General features: G+C 38.5%; 22 protein-coding genes. 5 read left to right on the top strand and 17 right to left on the bottom strand.

Translation table 11 applies throughout. The features are described 5' to 3' along the window. Window positions 1–28 precede the first annotated feature (28 nt). Window positions 29–1,612, top strand: a complete 1,584-nt coding sequence (locus ACESZG_RS15050) for a helix-turn-helix domain-containing protein (RefSeq protein ID WP_008705057.1) — start codon at window positions 29–31, stop codon at window positions 1,610–1,612. 68 nt (window positions 1,613–1,680) lie between these two features. Here the strand turns inward: ACESZG_RS15050 and ACESZG_RS15045 are convergent, their stop codons facing one another. The 6 genes from ACESZG_RS15045 to ACESZG_RS15020 all read right to left on the bottom strand — a co-directional run bounded on the left by ACESZG_RS15045 (window position 1,681) and on the right by ACESZG_RS15020 (window position 7,709). Continuing rightward, the gene (locus tag ACESZG_RS15045; protein ID WP_025577749.1) at window positions 1,681–3,348 is read right to left on the bottom strand and encodes an ATP-binding protein; all 1,668 of its coding nucleotides are present in this window, start codon (window positions 3,346–3,348) and stop codon (window positions 1,681–1,683) included. A 160-nt stretch (window positions 3,349–3,508) separates the two neighbouring features. After that, window positions 3,509–4,180 (bottom strand): phosphate signaling complex protein PhoU, encoded by a 672-nt coding sequence (gene phoU / locus ACESZG_RS15040; protein WP_008705061.1) that lies wholly within the window; start codon window positions 4,178–4,180, stop codon window positions 3,509–3,511. A 2-nt stretch (window positions 4,181–4,182) separates the two neighbouring features. Then, on the bottom strand, window positions 4,183–4,941 hold the full coding sequence (gene pstB / locus ACESZG_RS15035; RefSeq protein ID WP_008705063.1) for a phosphate ABC transporter ATP-binding protein PstB: 759 nt from the start codon (window positions 4,939–4,941) through the stop codon (window positions 4,183–4,185). Window positions 4,942–4,946: 5 nt separating this feature from the next. Further along, a complete protein-coding gene (pstA, locus tag ACESZG_RS15030) occupies window positions 4,947–5,852 on the bottom strand; it encodes a phosphate ABC transporter permease PstA (RefSeq protein WP_008705064.1) in 906 nt (301 codons plus the stop codon). Next, window positions 5,842–6,699 (bottom strand): phosphate ABC transporter permease subunit PstC, encoded by an 858-nt coding sequence (gene pstC / locus ACESZG_RS15025; protein WP_008705066.1) that lies wholly within the window; start codon window positions 6,697–6,699, stop codon window positions 5,842–5,844. The genes pstA and pstC overlap by 11 nt, the downstream gene beginning before the upstream one ends. A 146-nt stretch (window positions 6,700–6,845) precedes the next feature. Then, on the bottom strand, window positions 6,846–7,709 hold the full coding sequence (locus tag ACESZG_RS15020; RefSeq protein WP_022381179.1) for a substrate-binding domain-containing protein: 864 nt from the start codon (window positions 7,707–7,709) through the stop codon (window positions 6,846–6,848). A gap of 315 nt (window positions 7,710–8,024) precedes the next feature. Between ACESZG_RS15020 and ACESZG_RS15015 the strand changes: the two genes are divergently transcribed. Next, a complete protein-coding gene (locus tag ACESZG_RS15015) occupies window positions 8,025–8,417 on the top strand; it encodes a C-GCAxxG-C-C family protein (protein ID WP_055058579.1) in 393 nt (130 codons plus the stop codon). A 129-nt stretch (window positions 8,418–8,546) separates the two neighbouring features. Here the strand turns inward: ACESZG_RS15015 and ACESZG_RS15010 are convergent, their stop codons facing one another. After that, entirely contained in the window at window positions 8,547–9,518 is a 972-nt protein-coding gene (locus ACESZG_RS15010) for an Rpn family recombination-promoting nuclease/putative transposase (protein WP_227295567.1), read from the bottom strand. 196 nt (window positions 9,519–9,714) lie between these two features. Between ACESZG_RS15010 and ACESZG_RS15005 the strand changes: the two genes are divergently transcribed. Then, the gene (locus ACESZG_RS15005) at window positions 9,715–10,074 is read left to right on the top strand and encodes an arsenate reductase family protein (protein ID WP_373218662.1); all 360 of its coding nucleotides are present in this window, start codon (window positions 9,715–9,717) and stop codon (window positions 10,072–10,074) included. A gap of 18 nt (window positions 10,075–10,092) precedes the next feature. On the opposite strand, the gene ACESZG_RS15000 is transcribed toward ACESZG_RS15005, so the two are convergent. The 9 genes from ACESZG_RS15000 to ACESZG_RS14960 form a co-directional block, all read right to left on the bottom strand. Then, window positions 10,093–10,239, bottom strand: a complete 147-nt coding sequence (locus tag ACESZG_RS15000) for a hypothetical protein (RefSeq protein WP_173681315.1) — start codon at window positions 10,237–10,239, stop codon at window positions 10,093–10,095. Between the two features lie 384 nt (window positions 10,240–10,623). Further along, window positions 10,624–11,544, bottom strand: a complete 921-nt coding sequence (locus ACESZG_RS14995; RefSeq protein WP_373218660.1) for a sugar phosphate isomerase/epimerase family protein — start codon at window positions 11,542–11,544, stop codon at window positions 10,624–10,626. Window positions 11,545–11,557: 13 nt separating this feature from the next. Beyond that, the gene (locus ACESZG_RS14990; RefSeq protein ID WP_287642841.1) at window positions 11,558–12,595 is read right to left on the bottom strand and encodes a Gfo/Idh/MocA family protein; all 1,038 of its coding nucleotides are present in this window, start codon (window positions 12,593–12,595) and stop codon (window positions 11,558–11,560) included. A gap of 21 nt (window positions 12,596–12,616) precedes the next feature. Next, on the bottom strand, window positions 12,617–13,453 hold the full coding sequence (locus tag ACESZG_RS14985) for a sugar phosphate isomerase/epimerase family protein (protein ID WP_287642842.1): 837 nt from the start codon (window positions 13,451–13,453) through the stop codon (window positions 12,617–12,619). Between the two features lie 26 nt (window positions 13,454–13,479). Next, complete coding sequence (locus ACESZG_RS14980; protein ID WP_173681312.1) at window positions 13,480–14,502, bottom strand: zinc-binding dehydrogenase; 1,023 nt, start codon at window positions 14,500–14,502, stop codon at window positions 13,480–13,482. Window positions 14,503–14,555: 53 nt separating this feature from the next. Then, entirely contained in the window at window positions 14,556–15,530 is a 975-nt protein-coding gene (locus ACESZG_RS14975) for an ABC transporter permease (RefSeq protein ID WP_118411244.1), read from the bottom strand. Window positions 15,531–15,538: 8 nt separating this feature from the next. After that, window positions 15,539–17,035 (bottom strand): sugar ABC transporter ATP-binding protein, encoded by a 1,497-nt coding sequence (locus tag ACESZG_RS14970; protein ID WP_119243583.1) that lies wholly within the window; start codon window positions 17,033–17,035, stop codon window positions 15,539–15,541. Between the two features lie 129 nt (window positions 17,036–17,164). Next, the gene (locus ACESZG_RS14965; RefSeq protein ID WP_118411242.1) at window positions 17,165–18,109 is read right to left on the bottom strand and encodes a sugar ABC transporter substrate-binding protein; all 945 of its coding nucleotides are present in this window, start codon (window positions 18,107–18,109) and stop codon (window positions 17,165–17,167) included. Between the two features lie 24 nt (window positions 18,110–18,133). After that, window positions 18,134–18,952, bottom strand: coding sequence for a sugar phosphate isomerase/epimerase family protein (locus tag ACESZG_RS14960; protein WP_118411241.1), 819 nt, complete (start codon window positions 18,950–18,952; stop codon window positions 18,134–18,136). 287 nt (window positions 18,953–19,239) lie between these two features. On the opposite strand from ACESZG_RS14960, the gene ACESZG_RS14955 reads away from it, so the two are divergent. Further along, window positions 19,240–20,295, top strand: a complete 1,056-nt coding sequence (locus ACESZG_RS14955) for a LacI family DNA-binding transcriptional regulator (RefSeq protein ID WP_118411240.1) — start codon at window positions 19,240–19,242, stop codon at window positions 20,293–20,295. A gap of 65 nt (window positions 20,296–20,360) precedes the next feature. Here ACESZG_RS14955 and ACESZG_RS14950 read toward each other — a convergent pair whose 3' ends face one another. Beyond that, window positions 20,361–20,561, bottom strand: coding sequence for a hypothetical protein (locus ACESZG_RS14950; protein WP_119243584.1), 201 nt, complete (start codon window positions 20,559–20,561; stop codon window positions 20,361–20,363). A 242-nt stretch (window positions 20,562–20,803) separates the two neighbouring features. Between ACESZG_RS14950 and ACESZG_RS14945 the strand changes: the two genes are divergently transcribed. After that, the gene (locus tag ACESZG_RS14945; RefSeq protein ID WP_373218655.1) at window positions 20,804–21,631 is read left to right on the top strand and encodes a carbon-nitrogen hydrolase family protein; all 828 of its coding nucleotides are present in this window, start codon (window positions 20,804–20,806) and stop codon (window positions 21,629–21,631) included. The last annotated feature ends 9 nt before the right edge of the window (window positions 21,632–21,640 follow it).

Here is a 21,640-nt window from a genome sequence, read left to right as displayed (position 1 = left end):
TCTGCCTAATTTATGAAAGGAAAGTTTTATGAACGCATTATTAGTTGATGATGACCGCTTTGTTGTAGCGGCCCTTGAGAAAAAAATAAACTGGGAGCAACTAACAATCACAGAAGTACTCACTGCTTTCAATATCCGTCAAGCTCAGAAAATCATAGAAAAAAACTCCATCGATATCTGTGTTTGCGATATCGAAATGCCCGGCGGTTCTGGTCTTGATCTTCTTTCCTGGGTCCGGGAATCAGGAAAAGAAATACAATTTATTTTCCTGACCAGCTATGCGGATTTTGATTACGCAAAAAAAGCTATCGAACTGTCCTCCCTCGATTACCAGCTAAAACCTATAGACTTTGATACTTTATTCCATATTCTGGAAAAAGCAGTTTCTAAAGTCAGAAAGAATGCTGCGCTCACCCAGACAAAAGCAGACAGTCAGAAATGGAAAGATAATTACCGCTATATTGTAGATTTATTCTGGAAAGAACTTTTTGCCACCACTCTGTTTCGTGAACCTTCTCTTCTTGAAACAGAATTAAGAAAAAAAGATCTTTCCTATACAGCAGATGACCTCTTCATTCCTGTTTTGTTCCGGCTTTATCCACTCTCCGGCCAGATAATGCCCATGGAGTCTTCCATGGTAGATTTTTCTTTCCAGAATATTACAGCCGAAACCTTTCAGAAATCCTGCATTCTCTATGAGTCTATAGTGATACTGAACACCTTTGAATACGTTGTCATACTTTCTGGATTGCAACTGGAACAAATCCGTCAGCCATTTACAGAAAATCTACTGACACTGTTCAAAAATCTTCAGAGTTTTCTGCACTGTGAAATTGCATGCGGCATTGCACCAGAGGTTTCCCTGACAGAACTGCCTGAAACTCTTACCAGACTACGTGAAATGAGAGAATCCAACCTTAACTCCGTAAATAAACCACTTTTTCTGCAAGATTTTGTTCCCAGCACAACTTCCTACATCCCTCCATCACTGGAAGTAATCAATACTTTTCTGGAACAAAAACAGGCAGACGCAGCTTTACAGAATATCGAAAATTACCTGTCCAAATACATTCAGGCCAGTGGTATCACCAAAAATTTTCTTCTGCATCTGAGACTTGATATCGAACAAATTGTTTTTTCCTATCTACATAAAAACGGAATCGAAGCACACACTCTATTTTCTTCAGAAGAAAGAGACGAACTGATCACAAAATCTCTGGACGCTGTACCATATATGTTTAATTATCTGCGCTATCTGATACAACGCGCCGTAGAATACAATAGCTTCATCAACGAAAAAGACTCCGTCGTTGATATTGTACTCAACTATATCCATCAGCACTACTCCGAAGATATCTCACGTACCATGCTGGCTGATATGGTTTATCTCAATCCAGATTATCTGGCACGACTTTTCAAAAAACAAACGCAGACCTCTATCATCAATTACATCACCACCTATCGGTTAGAAAAAGCAAAAGAGCTTCTGCTCAACCCTGACATCCCGGTTGGAACAGTTGCTTTGAAAGTCGGCTATGGAAATTATTCCTACTTTTCCAAACTGTTTAAAGATGTGGTCGGCTGCACCCCCAATGAATATCGAAAAAAATAAAAAGGTTCTTTCTACGGTATAATTTAGAGGGGCTGTCAAACTGACATCCCCTCTGTATCTATTCTATTTTATTCCTTATGCACTTTCAGAAATTTCATAGTAATTTCCGTTCCACTTCCTTCTTCACTTCTCAGCACAATACTTCCATTCAAAGTGCTGACCGCATGCTTCACAATAGAAAGTCCCAGTCCGGTACCTCCAATCTCTTTGGAATGACTTTTATCCACTCTGTAAAATCTCTCAAAAACTCTATCCTGATCTTCCTTTGGAATTCCCACACCTGTATCCTTGACTACAATCTGTATCTCATGTGCAGTCTGAGTCAGAAAAATGCTTACACTTCCATCATTTCGGTTATACTTAATGGCATTATCGCAGACATTATAAACTGCCTCTTCCAGAAGTGTCCGAACTGCTTCCATCTTCATACTGTCCCCACAGATATAAAGATGCACATTCATGCTCTGTGCTTTCTCCTTCAGACTTTCAAAGGCATTCTTACAAACCTGATAAACATCCACCAGTTCCCAGGTGTAGGATGTTTTTTCCTCGTCAAGCTGGGAAATCTGGATCACATCCTCAACCAGCTGAAGCAGTCTCTGGGATTCCTTATAAATACGCCCTGCAAACTTGGGAATATCCTCACATTTCACCAGACCGCCCTGCATGATCTCCGCAAATCCTGAAATAGAAGTCAGAGGAGTCTTCAGCTCATGAGAGACATTTGCCGAAAACTCTCTCCGCAGATTCTCCCTCTCAAGCTTCTCTGTCACATTCACAAGCAGGATCACAGCACCTTCTGTTTTTTGTCCACGTACCACAGGATTGGCAATCAACTGGATATCGCTTCCATTTAATTTCAATATCAGTTCCGCATGTTCTCCGCTGAGAACCTGCTCGATCGCATGTCTGAAATCTTCCGCACGATCCAGACAGTAAACACTTTCTCCCTGACATACTTTATCTACCCGGAACAGATTCCATGCACTGGAATTGGCAGAAAGAATCATGGTATACCTATCAATCACGATCAGACCTTCCTGCATATTTTCTGTAATAAGAGAGAATTCTTCCTGCTGCTGTTTTGCCAGTTCCAGCTGCTTCTGGATTTGCCGGTTCTGTTTATGGATTTTACCTAAAAGCGGAGAAAGCTCCTCGTAAATCTTATTCTCCTCCGGATGCTCCAGATCCAGCTCATTCACAGGTTTTACGATCCTTTTTGATATCACAGATGCCATGATTCCTGATAGAATCAGCATCAGAAATAAGAGTCCACATAAGGGAAGAAGAAGATTTTCAACCAGTGCCAGCACAGAATCCTGAGTGCCTGAAACTCTCAGCACAGTTCCATCCTTCAGACGCAGTGCATAATAAATTGTTTTCTCAGAAAGTGTATCCGAATACCTGGAACATTCTCCTGCACCATATTTCTCTGCTTTCTGAAATTCAGTTCTGTTCTTATGATTTTGCATTTCATCTGCATCAGCCTTATTATCAAAAAGCACAGTTCCATCCTTATTAATATAAGTAATCCTTGAGCTCTTATCCTTTACATTCTTCAGATAATCTGTTCCCTGTTGCTCCACACCATATGCCAGATAAGCAGCTTCCTTAGACAGCTCTTTGCGCATCTGTCCGTCAAAATTGCTGTAAAGGATTCCCATTACAGCAGCCAGTCCCACAGTCAGAACCAATGCACATACAAACATTATAGATTTAAAGATTTTTTTTGTCACTTCTCTTCACTTCCCCTTTTTATTTAATACCTCAGGCAGATATCGGTCTCCGATTGAGATATATAATAACTCAAATATCCGCAAACGGTTCCCGCCTGCGGATATAAAAAGCCCTGCTTCCAAATAATTATATTCAAAATCAGAGACTTTCTCTATTCAATTAATTATTCAGATAATCCTGATGCTCATTATTTCTGTGCTGTCCGGTAATAGAATATTCCACCCATTCAGCAATATTCACTGCGTGATCACCGATACGTTCAAAGTACTTTGCAGTCATAAGAAGATCCAGCCCTGTCTTGGCATCCAGATTTCCTCCGTAAATCATATCTGCAAGCTTCTCTTTGATCTCGTTAAACGCATCATCCACCACATCATCTCTGTCAATGACATTTCTGCACAGCTCCAGATCACTCTTTACAAAAGCATCCACGCTCTCAGTTACCATACGCACAGTATCTTCCGCCATCTGTGTGATAGTCTCCGGGATCGCAGTGGTATTCTTTGCAACATATAAAGACAGATCTGCAATATCTGCTGCCTGGTCACCGATACGTTCCATATCAGAAACCATCTTCAATGCTGCAGATATCTCTCTTAAATCTCTTGCAACCGGGTGCTGATGAAGCAGAAGACTCAGGCACAGATTCTCAATCTCTCTTTCTTTGGCATCAATATCTCTGTCCGTCTCAAAAACCTGGCGGGCAATCTCTTCATTCTGCACCTTCTGGATTGCTTTTGCAGAGAATGAAATTGCTTTCTCACAATAGCTTCCCAGTGTGATAAGCTGAACGTGCAGTTCCTCCAGCTGTCTTTCGAAATACTTTGACATAATCAACCAAACCTTCCTGTAATGTAATCCTCTGTACGCTTGTCAGAAGGCATAGAGAACAGTTTATCAGTATCATCAAATTCAACTACTTCTCCCAGAAGGAAGAAAGCTGTTTTATCAGAAATACGTGTAGCCTGCTGCATATTATGAGTTACCATAACAATGGTATAATCCTTCTTTAACTCCATCGCCAGCTCCTCGATCTTGGAAGTTGAGATAGGGTCAAGTGCGGATGTAGGCTCATCCATCAGAAGTACCTCCGGCTGAACTGCCAGTGCTCTGGCAATGCAAAGTCTCTGCTGCTGGCCGCCTGACATACCCAGTGCGCTTTTCTTTAATCTGTCTTTTACTTCATCCCAGATTGCCGCATCGCGGAGAGATTTTTCTACAATATCATCCAGTTTAGACTTGGAACGGATTCCATGGGTTCTCGGTCCATATGCAATGTTATCATAAATACTCATAGGGAAAGGATTAGGCTTCTGGAATACCATTCCCACTCTTTTTCTCAGAAGATTCACATCCATATCTCCGTAAATATCTTCACCGTCAAGCTGTACCTTACCGGTGATCACACATCCCTCAACAAGGTCATTCATACGGTTTAAAGATTTCAGAAGTGTAGATTTACCACAGCCACTCGGCCCGATAAAAGCTGTGATTTCTTTCTCCGGAATTGCCATGTTTATATTCCTCAGCGCATGAAACTTTCCGTAATGTAAGTTCATATTTTCAACTGTTATTTTTTCATTTCCACTCATTTTTCTTATCCTTTCGCAATTCGTTTGGCAACTGCTCCGGACAGGAAATTGATTACAAGAACAAATGCCAGAATAACAACTGCTGTTGCAGATGCCTGATTCATATGAAGGCCCTCACCTGACAGCACATACATATGAAGTGCCAGAGTACGTCCGGAACCCATCAAGTTCTTCGGTACCTCTGCAACTGTACCTGCTGTATAAATCAGGGCTGCTGTTTCGCCGATCACACGTCCGATGGCCAGGATCACACCTGCCAGAATACCAGGTACTGCTGATGGCAGAACAATGGTGAAGATGGTACGAAGTTTACCTGCTCCAAGTCCAAAGCTGGCTTCACGATAAGAATCAGGAACAGATTTCAGGGCTTCTTCCGCAGTACGCATGATCAGAGGAAGAATCATAATTACCAATGTGAAAGCACCGGACAGAAGAGAAAGTCCCCAATGCAGTGCTGTTACGAAAAACAGCATACCGAAAAGGCCATATACAATAGAAGGAATTCCTGAAAGTGTTTCTGCTGTAATACGGATCACATTTACAAGCTTACTTCCTTTTTTCGCATATTCTACCAGATAGATGGCTGCAAAGATTCCCAGCGGTGCTGCGATTACAAGTGAAACAACCGTCAGGATGAATGTGTTGATCAGAGAAGGAAGTAAGGAAAGATTCTCTGAATTATAAGTTAAACTGAACAAGTCTGTTGACAGATACGGTACGCCCTTGACCAGAATATATCCGATCAGAAAGAACAGTAATGCAAATGTCAGGACTGCACCTAAAAGGGTAAGCAATGCAAGAACACCTGATCCCGGATGCTTAATATATGCCTTCATCTGATCTGAGAAAGAAGACTCATTCTGCTTTTTTTCTTTGGACAAATCAATTGCCGCTGCTGTATCAATTTGCATGTTCTGCCCTCCTGTTCAGTAAAGAAAGACTCAGGTTAATGATAAGAATAAAGATAAATAACACAACTGCTGTTGCGATCAGAGCTTCTCTGTGAAGACCTGTTGCATAACCCATCTCAGTGACGATATTTGCAGTCATTGTACGGACACCTTTCAGGATTCCCTGTGGCATTCTCGGCTGGTTACCTGCAACCATTACAACTGCCATTGTCTCACCGATCGCACGACCGATTCCAAGTACTACTGCTGCCAGAATACCTGATTTTGCTGCCGGAAGCATGACAAAAAAGATGCTTCTCTCCTTGGTTGCTCCCAGTGCCAGTGAACCTTCGTAATAACTCTCAGGTACGCTGCGGATCGCAGATTCCGTAACTCCGATGATAGTCGGCAGGATCATCATTCCAAGCAGAACACAGGCTGCCAGCATACTGGTTCCTGTTCCGCCGAAAATCTGTCTGATCAGAGGAACAATGAGAATCAGGCCAAAAAAACCATATACAATAGAAGGTACACCTGCCATCAATTCAATTCCTGATTTCAATGGTCTGTAAATTTTCTTCGGGCAGTAACGTGCCATAAAAACAGAAGTAAAGAGTGCAATCGGCACACCCAGGAGAATGGCACCTGCAGTTACATAGATACTTGCTACGATCATTGGAAGGATTCCAAAAATATCATTTGACGGCTTCCACTTTGTTCCCAGCAGGAACTTCAGCGGACCGATTTTCCCGATAGCCGGGACACCATTTGCAAACAGAAATGCACAGATCAGAAACACTGCCAACACTGAAGTACAGGCTGCGATCAGAAATACACATTTCATTGCTTTTTCTTTAAAGTGGTTCATTCATTACACCTTTCTTTCCCTGTATCAAAAATCATAACCTGTCACTTTTACAGTGATTCTGAAAATATGATTTTCAACATGCAAACAGCCCGCCTGCTGTACTATTTCATTCACAGGCGAACTGCTCTGAAACTAAATCTGTTACATTATTTAGCAAGGTCTTCCCATGTAGTAGTCTCGCCTGTGTATACAGCCTTTACCTGATCGCTTGTAAGTTCATCAACATCATTGTCTTTGTTTACGATAACTGCGATACCATCTCTTGCGATAACTGTAGCTGTAAGACCAAGGTCTTTCTCTTCATCCTTCAGGTCACGGGATGCCATACCGATATCTACTGTTCCTTCTGCTGCCATGTTTACACCTGTTGTGGAATCACTCTGCTGAACTTCTACAGTTACGTCTTTGTTTACTGCTTCATAGCCTTCTGCAAGTTTCTCCATAACCGGTGTTACTGAAGAAGAACCTGCAACTACTACTTTACCGGAAACTCCGTCTGCTGCTTCATAAGCCTTAGCATCTGCTGCTTCTTTGATATAACCGTTGTCCTCTACGATCTTCTGTCCGTCAGAGCTCATAATGTAGTTTACAAAATCCTTTGCTGCATCGCTTTCTTTATCAGATGTAAGGATGTTGAATGGACGTGCGATCTTGTAAGAATCATTGGAAACATTATCTACAGTAGCTTCTACGCCGTCGATCTTAACTGCCTTTACTGTATCATCCAGAGAACCAAGTGAGATATAACCGATTGCATTTTCATCACCTGCAACAGTTGTCATCATAACAGATGTGCTGTTTGTTACACTTGCTTCATCTGTAGTCATATCTACTTTCTCACCGTCTTTTTCTTCTTCAATTCCAAACAGTTCTACGAATGCTCCACGTGTACCGGAACCATCCTCACGGGATACAACTGTGATGTCTCCGCTTGCTGCACTTACGATTGTTGTGAAAGCTGTTGCTCCGATAACTGCTGCTGTAAGGATTGTTGCGATTTTTTTCTTCATGATAATTTTCTCCTCTTCCCATGAGCCATGTTTTTAATATAAAGTGAAAGGCTCATTTCCTTTTTAATATCTTTATGTTTTATAACTTGTTGCCTCATTTACAAGTGCTATTATAGAAATCCAAAGTTAAATGTAAAACCACGCTAAAGTAAAATCTTTGTAAATTGAAAATTTTTGTGAAGGTTGTAAAAACAGGTTCAAGGTGCTATCATAAACTATATCTTCAAGTCCCCACCCACTGCTTATTACTTTTCGCAAGTCAAGCAGGGGACTTACTTGATTCGGTTAAAATTTATACACAGGAGGATTTTATATATGGAAAATTTAAGATGTGAAAAAGCAGTAGAAAAGAAACATAACGGCTATAACTGTGCACAGGCTGTGGCCTGTTCTTTCTGTAAAGAGGCATCTATGGATGAGGATACACTCAAAAAGATCACACAGGGATTCGGTGCAGGTCTTGGCACTATGGCCGGTACATGCGGAGCAATCTCCGGTGCTGCAGTTGTAGCTGGACTTATTAACCAGGACAAAGCAGGAACCTCTCAGACTGTCCGCTCTGTCATGAATCAGTTTAAACAGCAGAATGGAACTGTAATATGTAAAGACTTAAAGGGTGTGGAAACCGGAAAGGTAATCCGCTCCTGTGATGACTGTGTCAGAGATGCGGTGAAATTCCTGGAAGACGCATTAAAATCAGAAAATTGATTTCAGGCAGATATTCGCAATGCATAAATACCAACGCAAAAGAGGCTATACACTCATAACGTGCATAGCCTCTCTCAATTTCAAATTTTCTCAGTTCCCTATTAACTTTATATCAGTAAGTTTCTTTTACTACCTGTTCACAGTCATCTGCTGTTCCTGAACTTTTTTTATTTCCTCCAGAGACAGATTCAGCATCTCAGCAACCTCTTCCGGAGTTTTTCCACTCATAAGAGCTCCAAGAATCATTCCCTCATGGCGTCCTTGTTGTATTCCTTTTTGTTCTCCTGTACGCATTCCTTTTTCATAAATCCTATCTCCAAATCCTGTCATTTTGCTCGCCTCCTTCTGAAATGGTTCTGACCATTTTATATGTGAATATTTTTGTATCCTGTTTATATCACCGTCAAATATTCCGTTCAAATACTCAAATATTCCGTTTTCTTCTGGTTCTTTTCCCTGTCGGATCATAATTACCGTTAAGAGATCATATTCATCCTCTGGTTCATCTGCTATCCCTATGATATCCTTCTTCGAAAAAGAATATTCCGTCAACGTATTTTGCAGTTTCTTTGGCACATCCTCCGCACAGATCCATATGGAATAACATTTCTCCAATTTTGAATAATCCGTGGTCTGTGTAATCATACTTAGCTGGGAGGAAAGGTCTCTGGCTACATAATATACTGCACGTTTTAATATAGGATATGACGGATTACTTGGTCGGTAGCTTTTCTGTGCTTCCATATCAATATGTAAATTCACTCTTATCTTCTCTGTAGATAATTTAGGATTTATTATTTTAAACCGAATATCAAATCGTACCAGCTTCTCCACCAGAGACGACAATTCACTGTCTTCCTTTGTTAATCTCAAATCCCTTTCTATGTTTGGTATATCACTTACGAAATCATCTTTTGTAATAGAAGAAATATCTAAACACTGTAGAATTTCTTCCTGTGAGCACGTTTTAAACTCCGACACTGTCATCTGCAGGATAGGAACAATAATCTCTTTATTACTCATAAGCTGTTTCATTCCTGCATCATACTCTGCGCCAGTCACTCCAGACGTATATACGTCCATCTTCGTCTCATCACGCATGATTTCTCCTCTCCGGGGAACTGAGACTGTTTTTTCTTTTGTATATGGATATATTAACATGAAAACCTGAACCTTACAATTCTTCCATAACATTCTCTTGCAAAATCGCCCTTTCCAATTTATGATATATCTATCTGGAACAATAATGGAGGAAGTAATTACCTGTAAATAGTTACGATAAATCTATACGAGGAGAATGTCTATGAAAGTTTTAGTTTACCGCAAATGCAGTACCTGCATGAAAGCTCTGAAATGGCTGGATGAACACAATATCAGTTATGAAGAACGGGCTATTAAAGAAGAAAATCCTACTTACGAAGAACTGAAGAAATGGTACGCAAAAAGTGGTCTTCCACTGAAGAAATTCTTTAATACAGGCGGAATGATCTATAAGGAAATGGGATTGAAAGATAAGTTAAAGGATATGTCTGAAGATGAACAGCTGAGGCTTCTTGCCACAGACGGAATGCTGGTGAAACGACCGCTGGTGATCGGGGATGACTTTGTACTTACCGGATTCAGGGAGAAAGAATGGATTGAGGCTATGCACGTGTGATGTGCATAGCCTCTCCTTTCATTTTCTTCGTATCTGATAATAAAAGTTGCTTATATGGATATGATGTTCCTGGCACCAGCATTTATCAGAAAGGCCACTGGACCGGCATTCCTGGATCAGATCCAGCCATTCTTTATCTGTACGTCTTGGATTTCTTTTAGGCATAAAAATTCAACTCCTGTTTTTTATTTGGAGTGGGATTAGCACAGGTACCAGAAGAACTGAAGTGAAATGGTCCTAAGTGCAAAAAACTGGAAAGGTTATAGAGATACCACTCCTTAGAGGGATTATCTCATAAATTTAGGATACTGAAAAACCGGTGGATTATTCATCGCTTACCTTCAACACGACTGGTCACCCAAAAGCATTGGAGGCTCGCTACAAGGCTCACTGGCGATTACCTTGACCAGACTTTCACTGGCAAACTGATAACAGCTTGCAGAACACACGACTTTCACTCTTTAGGAACGTGCGCCGCCAGGCGCACATAGAAAATTTAAAAAGGCTACTGCACACTTTATAGTGCAATAGCCTTTTTACTCATTTTAATTAAATTACAAAATTTCTCAGATATTTTGTGCTAATTTTAACAGATTTTATCTTTTCATCCAGCGAAGCTTCAAAAGCACGGTCTTCTATTTCTATGCAACCATATCCATCAAACTGAATGTCTGTTAATGCTGAAACATATTTTGCCCAGTTTACATCCCCTAAGCCAGGGATCTTAGGTGTCATATAATCCAAAGGATATGCCATTACTCCGGCTTCCTTCAATTTATCCTCATAGACTTTTATATCTTTAAAATGTACATGAAAAATCTTATCTTTAAATTCATATAACGGCTTGATATAATCCATTTTTTGCCAGATAAAATGGGATGGGTCATAATTGATACCTAACATAGGACTGTCCAAAATTTCAAATACTTTTCGCCAGATCACAGGTGAGGTCATTAAATTTTGTCCACCTGGCCATTGATCTTGTCCAAATAACATCGGGCAGTTTTCAATTGCTATTTTTACATTTTCCTGTTCAGCTAATTTCAATATTGGCGGCCAAATTTCTCTCATAAGCAGCAAATTGTCTTCAACATTCTTACTTTGGTCACGTCCTATAAAAGTCGTTACCATATTGACACCTAATTTTGCTGACGCACAAATTACCTTTTTTAAATGTGATACTGCACGGTTTCTTTTCTCAATATCTCCATCCATAGTATTCGGGTAATAAGCCAAAGAAGAAGTTTCGATTTTTTTCTTCTTTGCATAATCTAGGATATGACAACAATATGCTTCATCTGTTAAGACTTTTTCGACATTTATGTGACTCACGCCAGCATATCTTCGCTCTGCTTTTTCCACAGGCCAACATGCAACTTCCACACATTCCAGTCCTGCATCTGCCACCAGATCAATTAATTTTTCATAATCGACATCGTCGTATATGGCACTTACTAATCCTAATTTCATTTTATTCCCTCATTCACTGTCTGATTTTCACTGTATGACCACATTCAGAAGCTTCTATACTTGCGAAAACTGCTCTCATTGCGGATAATACACTTTTTCCACTAATTACAGGTTCTTCATTTTTAACAATAGATTCTACAAATGCATCAATAATTCCAGATTTTGTCTGATTATCATTAGTCTGAATCTTATCAATATCATATAATACTTTTTCAGCATCTTTCGTAATGATTTCAATAGCAAATTGGGGATTGGAATATATTTTCATAATTCCCTCTGTTCCATAAAGTACCGTAGAATTATCTTCTTCTCCATAATAAGACCAACTTGCTGTCATCGTTCCTACAATTCCGTTGTTCATTGTATATATGCAGATTGCATTATCGTCCACCCCGATAAAGTTACCTACTGCATCTTTTTTATCTAGTGTTCCAACGAATGCTCTTGTCTCTGCTACTGTTGTATCCAACAAATACTGTATCAGATCAGTTTTATGAATTCCTAAATCAGCCATTGCTCCCATTGCAGCTCTTTTTTTATCAAAAAACCAACTGGATTTTCCAGGATCTATGCTCCATGTCTCAGGTCCGCAATGTCCAAAGGTTGTTTTAAATGTTCTGACTGTTCCAATTGCACCATCTGCAATTAATTGTTTTGCCTTCACATGTGCCTTTGCAAGTCTCTGATTCTGACCAATCATAAGAAACTTTCCATTTTCAGACGCTGCTTTTACCATTTTCTCACAGTCTTCCAATGTCGTTGCCATTGGTTTTTCGCAAAGAACATGTTTTCCACAATTTAATGCCTGAATAGAGATTTCCGCATGGGCATTATTTGCCACACAGATACTAACTGCATCAATTTGTTGATCTGCTAATAATTCTTCTACTGAAGAATATGCTGTTGCATCATATTGACTGGCAATTTCAGATGCTCTTTCAAAATTCAGATCATATACTCCGATAATCTTACAGTCTTTGTTTCCTGCATATTCAGGAAGATGTCTGGTCTGTGCAATTTTCCCACACCCTATTACGCCTATTCTTACCATATTTTCCCCCCTCCGGTTTTATCAGACACTTTTCTCCAGTGTCTTCATATAGTTGATTGCCTGTTCCGCATATTTATCCATCAAATGAGACTTTGTTTCAAGATCTCCGGACTCATATGGATTGGCTAATCTCGGCATAAATTCCATGGTCAATGGTCCTTTATAACCGATATCTCGGAGCACATAAAACATTTCCTTAAAATCTGTCTTTCCAAGTCCTGCTGCCTCACGTGTATTATCTGCAATATGTACATGAATCAGCCGATCTGCAATCATTCTCAGGCTTGCTCCAATATTATTTTCTTCCAAACTCATATGAAACATATCTGCCATAATCCAGACAGCCGGATGATTCATTTCACATACAAATTTGTATGCTTTTGTTAAAGTATTCAAAAAGTATGTTTCATATCGGTTGATGGCTTCTATTGCAAGTTTTACATTTTTAGATGCAGCATAATCTGCAGCAATTTTCAGATTCTTTTTTGCATTTTCCCACACTTCATCATATGTATAGCCTTCCAGAAGCGCAACTCTTCCCACAGGAGAAGGCACCACAATTATATAAGGAGCACCCACTTTGACAGCAAAATCAACGCTGTCTTTAATATATTGGATCGCTGTATTTGCACACTCCGGATCTCTGGATGTCAGATCTCTTTCTTCTGGAAAGATACCACACAACGATGTGCATTCCATTTCGTATTTTTTTAATAACGAAACCATTCTTTCCTGATCAATTGTATACGGCTCTGCTGCAAATTCTATTCCATCATAACCATTTTTTTTCAGTCTCTGAAAACTGTATTCTATATCTTCGTTTCCTACAATCCATTGTGTCATGCTATATTTATACATAACCTTTTCACCTCGACTTTGTGCTTTTAGTTCTCATCCGGATATAAGATAACCTCTAAACCAACACCTTTTCTCATAGCATCCAGTCCCTCTGCGAATTTAGACATCGGGAGCTTATGTGTGATTATCTTTTCAACAGGAATGATTCCTGCTTCCAGTGTCTTTACCGTTCTGGACATAATATAGTTTCCGATATAGTTACCAAAAATGCTCAATCCTTTTGACACAATATCGTTTTGGCAAATTGTTTCATTTACAGCTCCGTTCTGACCCATTAATACAATTCGTCCACCTTTACATGTATTTACAATTGCATCATTAATCAAAACACCCACTGCATCTACAGAAATGTCTACGCCGCGTCCACTTGTAATTTTAGCAATTTCTTCAGCAAGATTCTGTTTTGTTGGGTCAATAATAATGTCTGCTCCGCAATCCATTGCATATTTTGCTCTATATTCTGAAGGTTCTGAAACAATGATTTTTCCTGCACCATTTGCTTTCATCAGCATAATGAAATACAGTCCAATTGGACCACCGCCAAGAATTAATACCGTTTCTCCCGGGAGAACTCTAACCCAATCCATAGCTCCCATTACACATTTTACCGGCTCAGCAAAGATTGCCAGATCTTTATCCATATCATCTGGAATTTTCGTTAATGCTACTTCTGGAGCAACAAAATATTTTGCAAACACTCCATCACAGGTTACACCCATTACTTTTTCATTTTCACACATGTTTGCTTTTCCCTGTCGGCATGATTCACAGTATCCGCATGGAATATTCGGTACCAGAACTACTCTGTCTCCTACTTTCAGTCCTTCTACACCATCTCCGATTTCTCTTACAGTTCCTACACACTCATGTCCAAGGATACTTCCCTTTGTTCCAATAAATCCAGGAGGGTTTCCAAGTACATGCACATCTGTACCACAAATACTTGCTGCTTCTACTTCTACCAATACATCATTTACTTTTTTAATTTCAGGTACTGATCTTTCCTCATATGTCCAAGTTGCTAAATCTTTAAATACAATCGCTTTCATTTTTTTGTCACAGTAATTTCTACTGTATCCTCCTCTCTGTAAATAATCACAAATTAATTTGTAGCTGCATTGCGGTTATCCATAATAACTGCCGCAAGTATAATGATTCCCTTAATTACTTTTTGCCAATAGCTGGATACATTTATCATAGTAAGTCCATTTGTCAGTACTCCGATAATCAGCACACCCAGGACAACTCCCCAAAGTTTGCCTTTTCCTCCAGACATACTGGTTCCTCCCAGCACAACCGCTGTAATAACATCCATTTCTGACCCTTCGCCTGTTGCCGGTAATCCACCGCCAAGTCTTCCTGCCAGAATGATTGCCGCAAATCCATTTAAAAATCCGGCAATTACGTATACAGTAATGCGAATTTTGTCTACATTGATTCCTGACCATTTTGCAGCCTGTGCATTTCCTCCACATGAATAAATATATCTTCCAAATCGTGTATGTTTTACCAAAATCATTCCCAAAATTAAAACAATGATCATAAAAATAACTGGAAGCGGAATCAGATTAAACACATAGCCTGTACCTAAAAATGTAAATTTCGGGTTTGTTACACCTATTGGTGATCCTCCTGTAATAATATATGCAAATCCCCTGCATATACTCATTGTAGCTAATGTTGTAATAAATGCTGGTACACGAAATTTTGCTGTGAAAATTCCATTGAACAGTCCAATTGCAATTCCGAGTGCTAAGGCTACAATTAACGTTAAACATGTACTTTCTGTTGTTTTAAATACAATTGCACTAATAACGCCTATAAACGCATACATTGAACCTACTGACAGATCAATATCCCCTAAAAGAATGATCATGAACATACCTAGGGAAGATATTCCGGTAATGGAAACCTGTCTGAGCACATTAATCATATTTGAAGTAGTAAAAAAGTTTTGCGTCATAAAGGCAAAAATTATCAATTCTGCCGCTAATAGCAGCACAAGTGTCAGCTGTCGTATCATTTCAACTCTTATTGATACTCCGCTTTCTGTTTTTCTATTCGTTTTATTATTCATTTTTTCCCTCAACTTATCGCAGCATGCATTATTTTTTCCTGGTCATAATCCTTCGTCTGACCATCTAATGTTATCTTTCCATCGTGCATAACAATGACTCTGTGACTTACTCTTAAGATTTCCGGAAGATCTGATGAAATCATTATGATACTAACACCCTGATCTGCCAGTTTTCTCATAATATCATAGATTTCTGCCTTGGCTTTTACATCAACGCCTCTCGTTGGCTCATCCAGAATCAGCACATCCAAGTCTAATGACAGCCATTTTGAAATCACCACTTTTTGCTGATTTCCACCACTTAATCTTCCTACAATCTGTTGTCCTCCACGTGTCGCTATCGACAGCGCATTGATATAATGATCTGTGATTTGTGCTTCTTCTCGATCTGATTTCAGCAGCCAGGGCAAATCTTTTAATTTTACAACTGTCAAATTATCCTGCACATTATGCTTTAGAACCAGTCCCAGCTGTTTACGATCTTCTGGTACCATTCCTATTTTATTATTGATTGCATCTTTTGCTGACTTAAGATTTAATACTTTACCATCTTTTTTTATTGTTCCACATGGACTTCTGTCAATGCCAAACAAAACTCTTGCCAGTTCTGTCCTTCCGGCACCTACCAATCCAAATATACCAGTAATTTCACCTTTATATGCTTTGAAACTTATAGGGTCTTTATACTTTGAAGTGATCACATTTTCTGCTTCAAGTACAATTTCACGATTTTCATCTATTTTATATTCTGAATAATTTTCTTTAAATTCTCGCCCTATCATCAATTGAATCAGTTTTTGTTCAGTAGTATCTTTAATATTTAGAGTGTCGATTTTTTCACCGTCTCTAAATACTGTTACTCTGTCTCCGATTTCAAATATCTCTTCCATTCTATGAGAAATATAAATAATGCTGATACCTTCTTTTTTCAGTTTAGCGATCAGCTTAAAGAGCGTTCTTACTTCTCTTTCTGAAAGACTTGACGTAGGCTCATCCAATATAATGATTTTTGCATTATGTGACAGACATTTTGCAATTTCTACACATTGTTTCTGTGCTGTAGAAAGATTTTCAACAAGCTCTGTTGGTGGTGCATCAATCTCCACCATTTCCATCCATTTCAGAGCATCCTGATTCATTTTATTCCAATCAATAAGTCCTTTTTTCACCGGTTCATAGCCCATAAATATATTTTCGGCTATCGTCATATTTTCCATCAGGTTGAATTCCTGGAATACCATGCTTATTCCTTTTTCCAATGCCATTTTAGGATTTGAAAAAGCAATTTCTTCCAAATTTCCTTTTCCGTCATCCAGGTATATGTTTCCTTTATCCTGTTGGTAAACACCCGTTATAATCTTCATTAAAGTCGACTTTCCAGCTCCATTTTCTCCCATAAGAATATGTGTCTCTGCACTGTCTAATTCAAAATCGACATTTTTCAAAATTGGTACATGGGAAAATGATTTGGAGATTCCGGTAGCTTTTAATATTGTTTTTTTCACTTTTTCGTCCCTCAAGCTATATTTTGATAATCTGTGGTCAGATTCCAACTGCCCACAGATCATCTGTTATATATTTTGTTCTAAACAAGGAAGGAAACTTTTATTCTGAAGAATGTAGCATACCTTCTTTTATTTGTTCAGATATTCCTCATTTCTTTCAATAATTTCTGCGCAATTATCTGCAGTTACTAATTCACATTCAATTGCAATATCTTCCACCTTTTCTCCGTCAAGATATTTTACTGCATTCTCAAGAGCTTTATATCCCATTGTATATGGATCCTGAGAAACTGTAGCAACCAGGTTAGTTCCATTCTGGATAGCTTCCATAACTTCCCCATCTGTATCAACTGCAACTACATTAATATCTGAACGATTTAATGACTGTGTCGCTGCATATGCTCCCAGTGCCATTTCAGCGTTTGCGCCCCATACAAATTTGATATCACCATTTGCCTGAATGATACTTTCTGTTGCTGCCAGAGATGAACTTCTGTCTGCATTACAATCCTGTTCTGAAACAATTTTTATATTAGGATACTTTTCTTCCATTTTATCTTTGAATCCTTTTGCTCTGTCAGCAGTTGCAGATGCTGCCGGCCATGTCAGAATTGCAATCTCGCCTTCTCCATTCATTTCAGTTCCTATATAATCTGCTGCAATCTCTCCAATGCCGTAATTATCGGAGCTTACAAAACTTGCCACATCCACGCCTTCAATACCAATATCGCATGTTCCAACTGCAACACCTTTATCCTGTGCTTCTTCGATAACCGGAACAATTCCTTCTGAATTACATGGTCCTACAATGATGTAATTTGTTCCCATCTCAACAAAATTTTCTATATCTGCTACTTCCTGCTGCAGATCCCCATCTGCATATTTATAATTAAATTCAACTCCAAGATCTTTTGCTGCATCCTGCATTCCAATTGTTTTAATTTCCCAGTGTTCTACAGCACCGTATCCATGGGAAGCAGAAATAACATATCCATCTGATTCTGCTGATACTGTCATTGCTCCACATAATACCATTCCCATTGTTAACATTCCGATTACCATTTTTCTTTTCATTTTCAAGCTCTCCAATCTTTTAATTTATGAAAATAATTTTTTCAGATATGTAATAGACTCTTCTGTGTACTGATCATAGAATTCTTCCTGTACAATTCCGCTAAATGGATTTGCTGCTGCTGGTAAGAGTTCCATAGAAATCCATCCATTATAATCAATATCTTTTAATGCCTGTGCAATTTCTTCAAAATCAATATGACCTCTTCCAGGTGCTGCTCTGTTACTGTCTGCAATGTGGAGATAATACAATTTCTTTCCTACATTTCTAATTGCATCTCCCATGTTGCTTTCCTCAATGTTCATATGGAATGTGTCACCCATGACACCAACATTCTCCAGTCCTACTTCATTAACCATTTTGAGTGCCATATCAAGTTTTGTTATCAAATATGTTTCATATCGATTCCATGCTTCTAATGTAAGACGAATATTATTCTTTAAAGCATATTCTCCGGCTTCTTTCAGTCCTTCTACTGCCCATTTCCAAGCTGTTTCAAATGGTGCATCAGCGTCAATTTTCATATTCGCTGTCACCTGTGTACTAATTGATTTTGCTCCAATCGCAACAGAAAAATCCACGCACTTCTTCATATATTCTACTGCCTGTTTTCTGATTACTGGATCATCTGAAACAAAATCTCTTTCATTTGTAAAAATTGCACAGATAGAACTGGCTTCAATATTATTCTCTTTCAAAAGTCTGCAGATTTCAGCTGTATCAAATTGATCTGGTTCACCTACAAAATCTACACCATCATAGCCAAATTTTGCCAGTCGTCTGATTCCGTCTGCAATATTCTCACCGGCGTATACCAGTGTGTTGTAAGAAATTTTTACGTTCATTTTCTTCCTCCTTGTTACGTTTTTCATTTCTTTGTGTAACACCATGATATATTGTTTCACTGTTTAAGTCAATCAAAATCTCGTCTCATTGTTCATTTTCGTTGTTTTATACTTTTTTTAAACTGTTTTTTGTTTATTTTGCCGTATCATGGCACCTGTTTCATGTAACATTTTCATGTAGTTACATTTTTTATTTCATGTAGTTACATTTTTTTTATTTATTCCTTTTACATTTTGCAATTTTATGCTATAGTAGTATTATAACTTATCAATATACGGAGGAATGTATGCAATCTAAAAAAATTACAATCCGTGATGTTGCAAAAGAGGCTAATGTATCTATTGCAACTGTATCACGCGCATTAAATAATAACTGTCATGTTAAAAAAAATACTTTGGATTCTATTTTTCAGGCAATAGAAAAACTTGGCTATCAATATGGTGAAACAAAATTATCCGATAATACACCATCTGCTTATCCTACCGGCACGCTTCCTCTTACTCAATCAGATGAGCAGACTGATAAAATTCTCCTTATGAATATTCCGGATATGTCAAATCCCTTTTATTCAAAAATTATTGACGGTGTTTTATCATCTGCAAATATGCGCTCTATGTCTGTCGTTTTTACATCGTTTAAATTTAGCTCTGATAACGTAGACAAATTTATTCATATGATTCATCGTTTAAAAGCAAATGGCGTGATTACTTTAAATAGTATTTCTCCATCAGCATTAAAGCTAATTACTTCCCATGTTCCAGTCGTACAATGTTGTGAATATTTTGACAATCCGTATGCCTCCTACGTAGGAATTGATGATTTTGCATCTACCGAACTCGCATTAAACTATTTTCTTTCAATTGGGCGAAAAAAAATAAGTATTATAAATGGACCTATTGAATTTAATTATGCAAGAATACGTCTCGCTGCATATAAATCCATTATGGCTTCTGCTAATATTGATTATCCTTCTAACTGGATTATCCAGTTGCCAGAATTAAATCATGATCTTGCTTTTACATCAATTGTGCAGGTTCTGTCTTCACCAAACCCACCAGACTGCTTTTTCGCCATTTCAGATAATCTGGCTGCTGCTGCTATAAAGGCAGTACAATACTGTAATTTAAAAGTTCCTTCAGATGTTCTTGTCATTGGATTTGATAATACAAATATTTCTCAATTGTCAACTCCATCTATTACTACGATCAAACAGCCTTGTTCTCAACTTGGATATCTTGCTTCTGAACTTCTGATTGAAAAAATCAATAATCCAGATACCGAAATTAAGCAAGTTCAACTACCCACTGAATTAATTATTCGTGAATCTACATCACAGGAATAAATACAAAAAAGACAGTGATTTCGCGCAAACATGAAATCACTGTCTTTTCTTATACATATTTTCAGTCAAAGATTCTCATAATATCCTGATATCGATTCACTACTCGATAAATCTCTACACTGTGAGCACATCTTAAATTCCGGTACTGTCATCTGCAGAATTGGAATAATAATCTCCTTATTACTCATAAGCTGTTTCATTCCCGCATCATATTCTGCACCATTTACTCCAGACGTATATACGTCTATTATTGTCTCATCACGCATGATTTCTCCTCTCCAAAGGAACTGGAACTGTTATTCTTTTGTATATAAATATATTAACATGCAAGTCTTTCTCTTGCAATTCCTTCATAATACTTATTCTATCCAAATATAATTGAAAAAGATACTACTCTGTATCATCTAATACATTTTGCAGAGCTAAAACACATGAATAATGGCTTGCAAATATGCCACAACAAATAGTAACATTTTCTTGCAAAATCCTCTTCAGCAATTTATGATAGATGTATCTAAACTGTTTTACGAAAGGTATTGCTACTATGAAGCTTGCACTCGCCCAAATATCTATGGCCTCAAATATGCAGGAGAATCTGGAAAAATCTTTGTTATTTTGTGATCAGGCAAATGGAACTGATTTACTGTTTTTCCCAGAGATTCAGCTTTCTCCATTTTTTCCTCAGTATGAAAAAAGGAACGTTGACTGCTATTGTCTTCAGCCTGATTCTGTGAAAATCTCAAAATTAAAAGAAAAAGCAGCACAGCATCACTATTATCTGTCACCTAATGTCTACCTGGAGCGTCAGGGAAAAAGATATGATACTTCCCTGTGGATTACACCCGATGGACAGTTAGCAGATACTGCCCAGATGATTCATATCGCACAGGCAAAACAGTTCTATGAACAGGACTACTACACTCCTTCCGATACAGGATTTAAAGTATTTGACACACCCTTCGGAAAAATAGGAATCGTCATCTGCTATGACAGACATCTCCCGGAAAGTATCCGCACCTGCACGCTGAAAGGAGCCGATCTGATCATTATTCCCACTGCCAACACGAAAGCAGAGCCAATGGAAATGTTTGAATGGGAAATGCGTGTCCAAGCTATGCAGAATCAGGTGTTTATTGCCATGTGTAATCGCGTCGGAAGAGAAGACGCCATGGATTTCTCCGGTGAATCACTGGTTATTCATCCAAGTGGTGATATTCTTGCAAAAGCAGATGATTCCGAACAGCTTCTCACCTGTGAGATCAATCTCCAGGAAACATCCCAATTAAGAAATAAAATACCTTATCTGAAAACACGCAGACCTGAATGTTATTTATAAGGAGGGACC

It is taken from the genome of Blautia sp. Marseille-P2398 (assembly GCF_964240315.1).
In the GTDB taxonomy this organism is placed as follows: Bacteria; Bacillota; Clostridia; order Lachnospirales; family Lachnospiraceae; genus Blautia_A; species Blautia_A wexlerae.
Note: the sequence above shows the minus strand (reverse complement) of the source record. Positions and strands in the feature narration are given on the sequence as shown.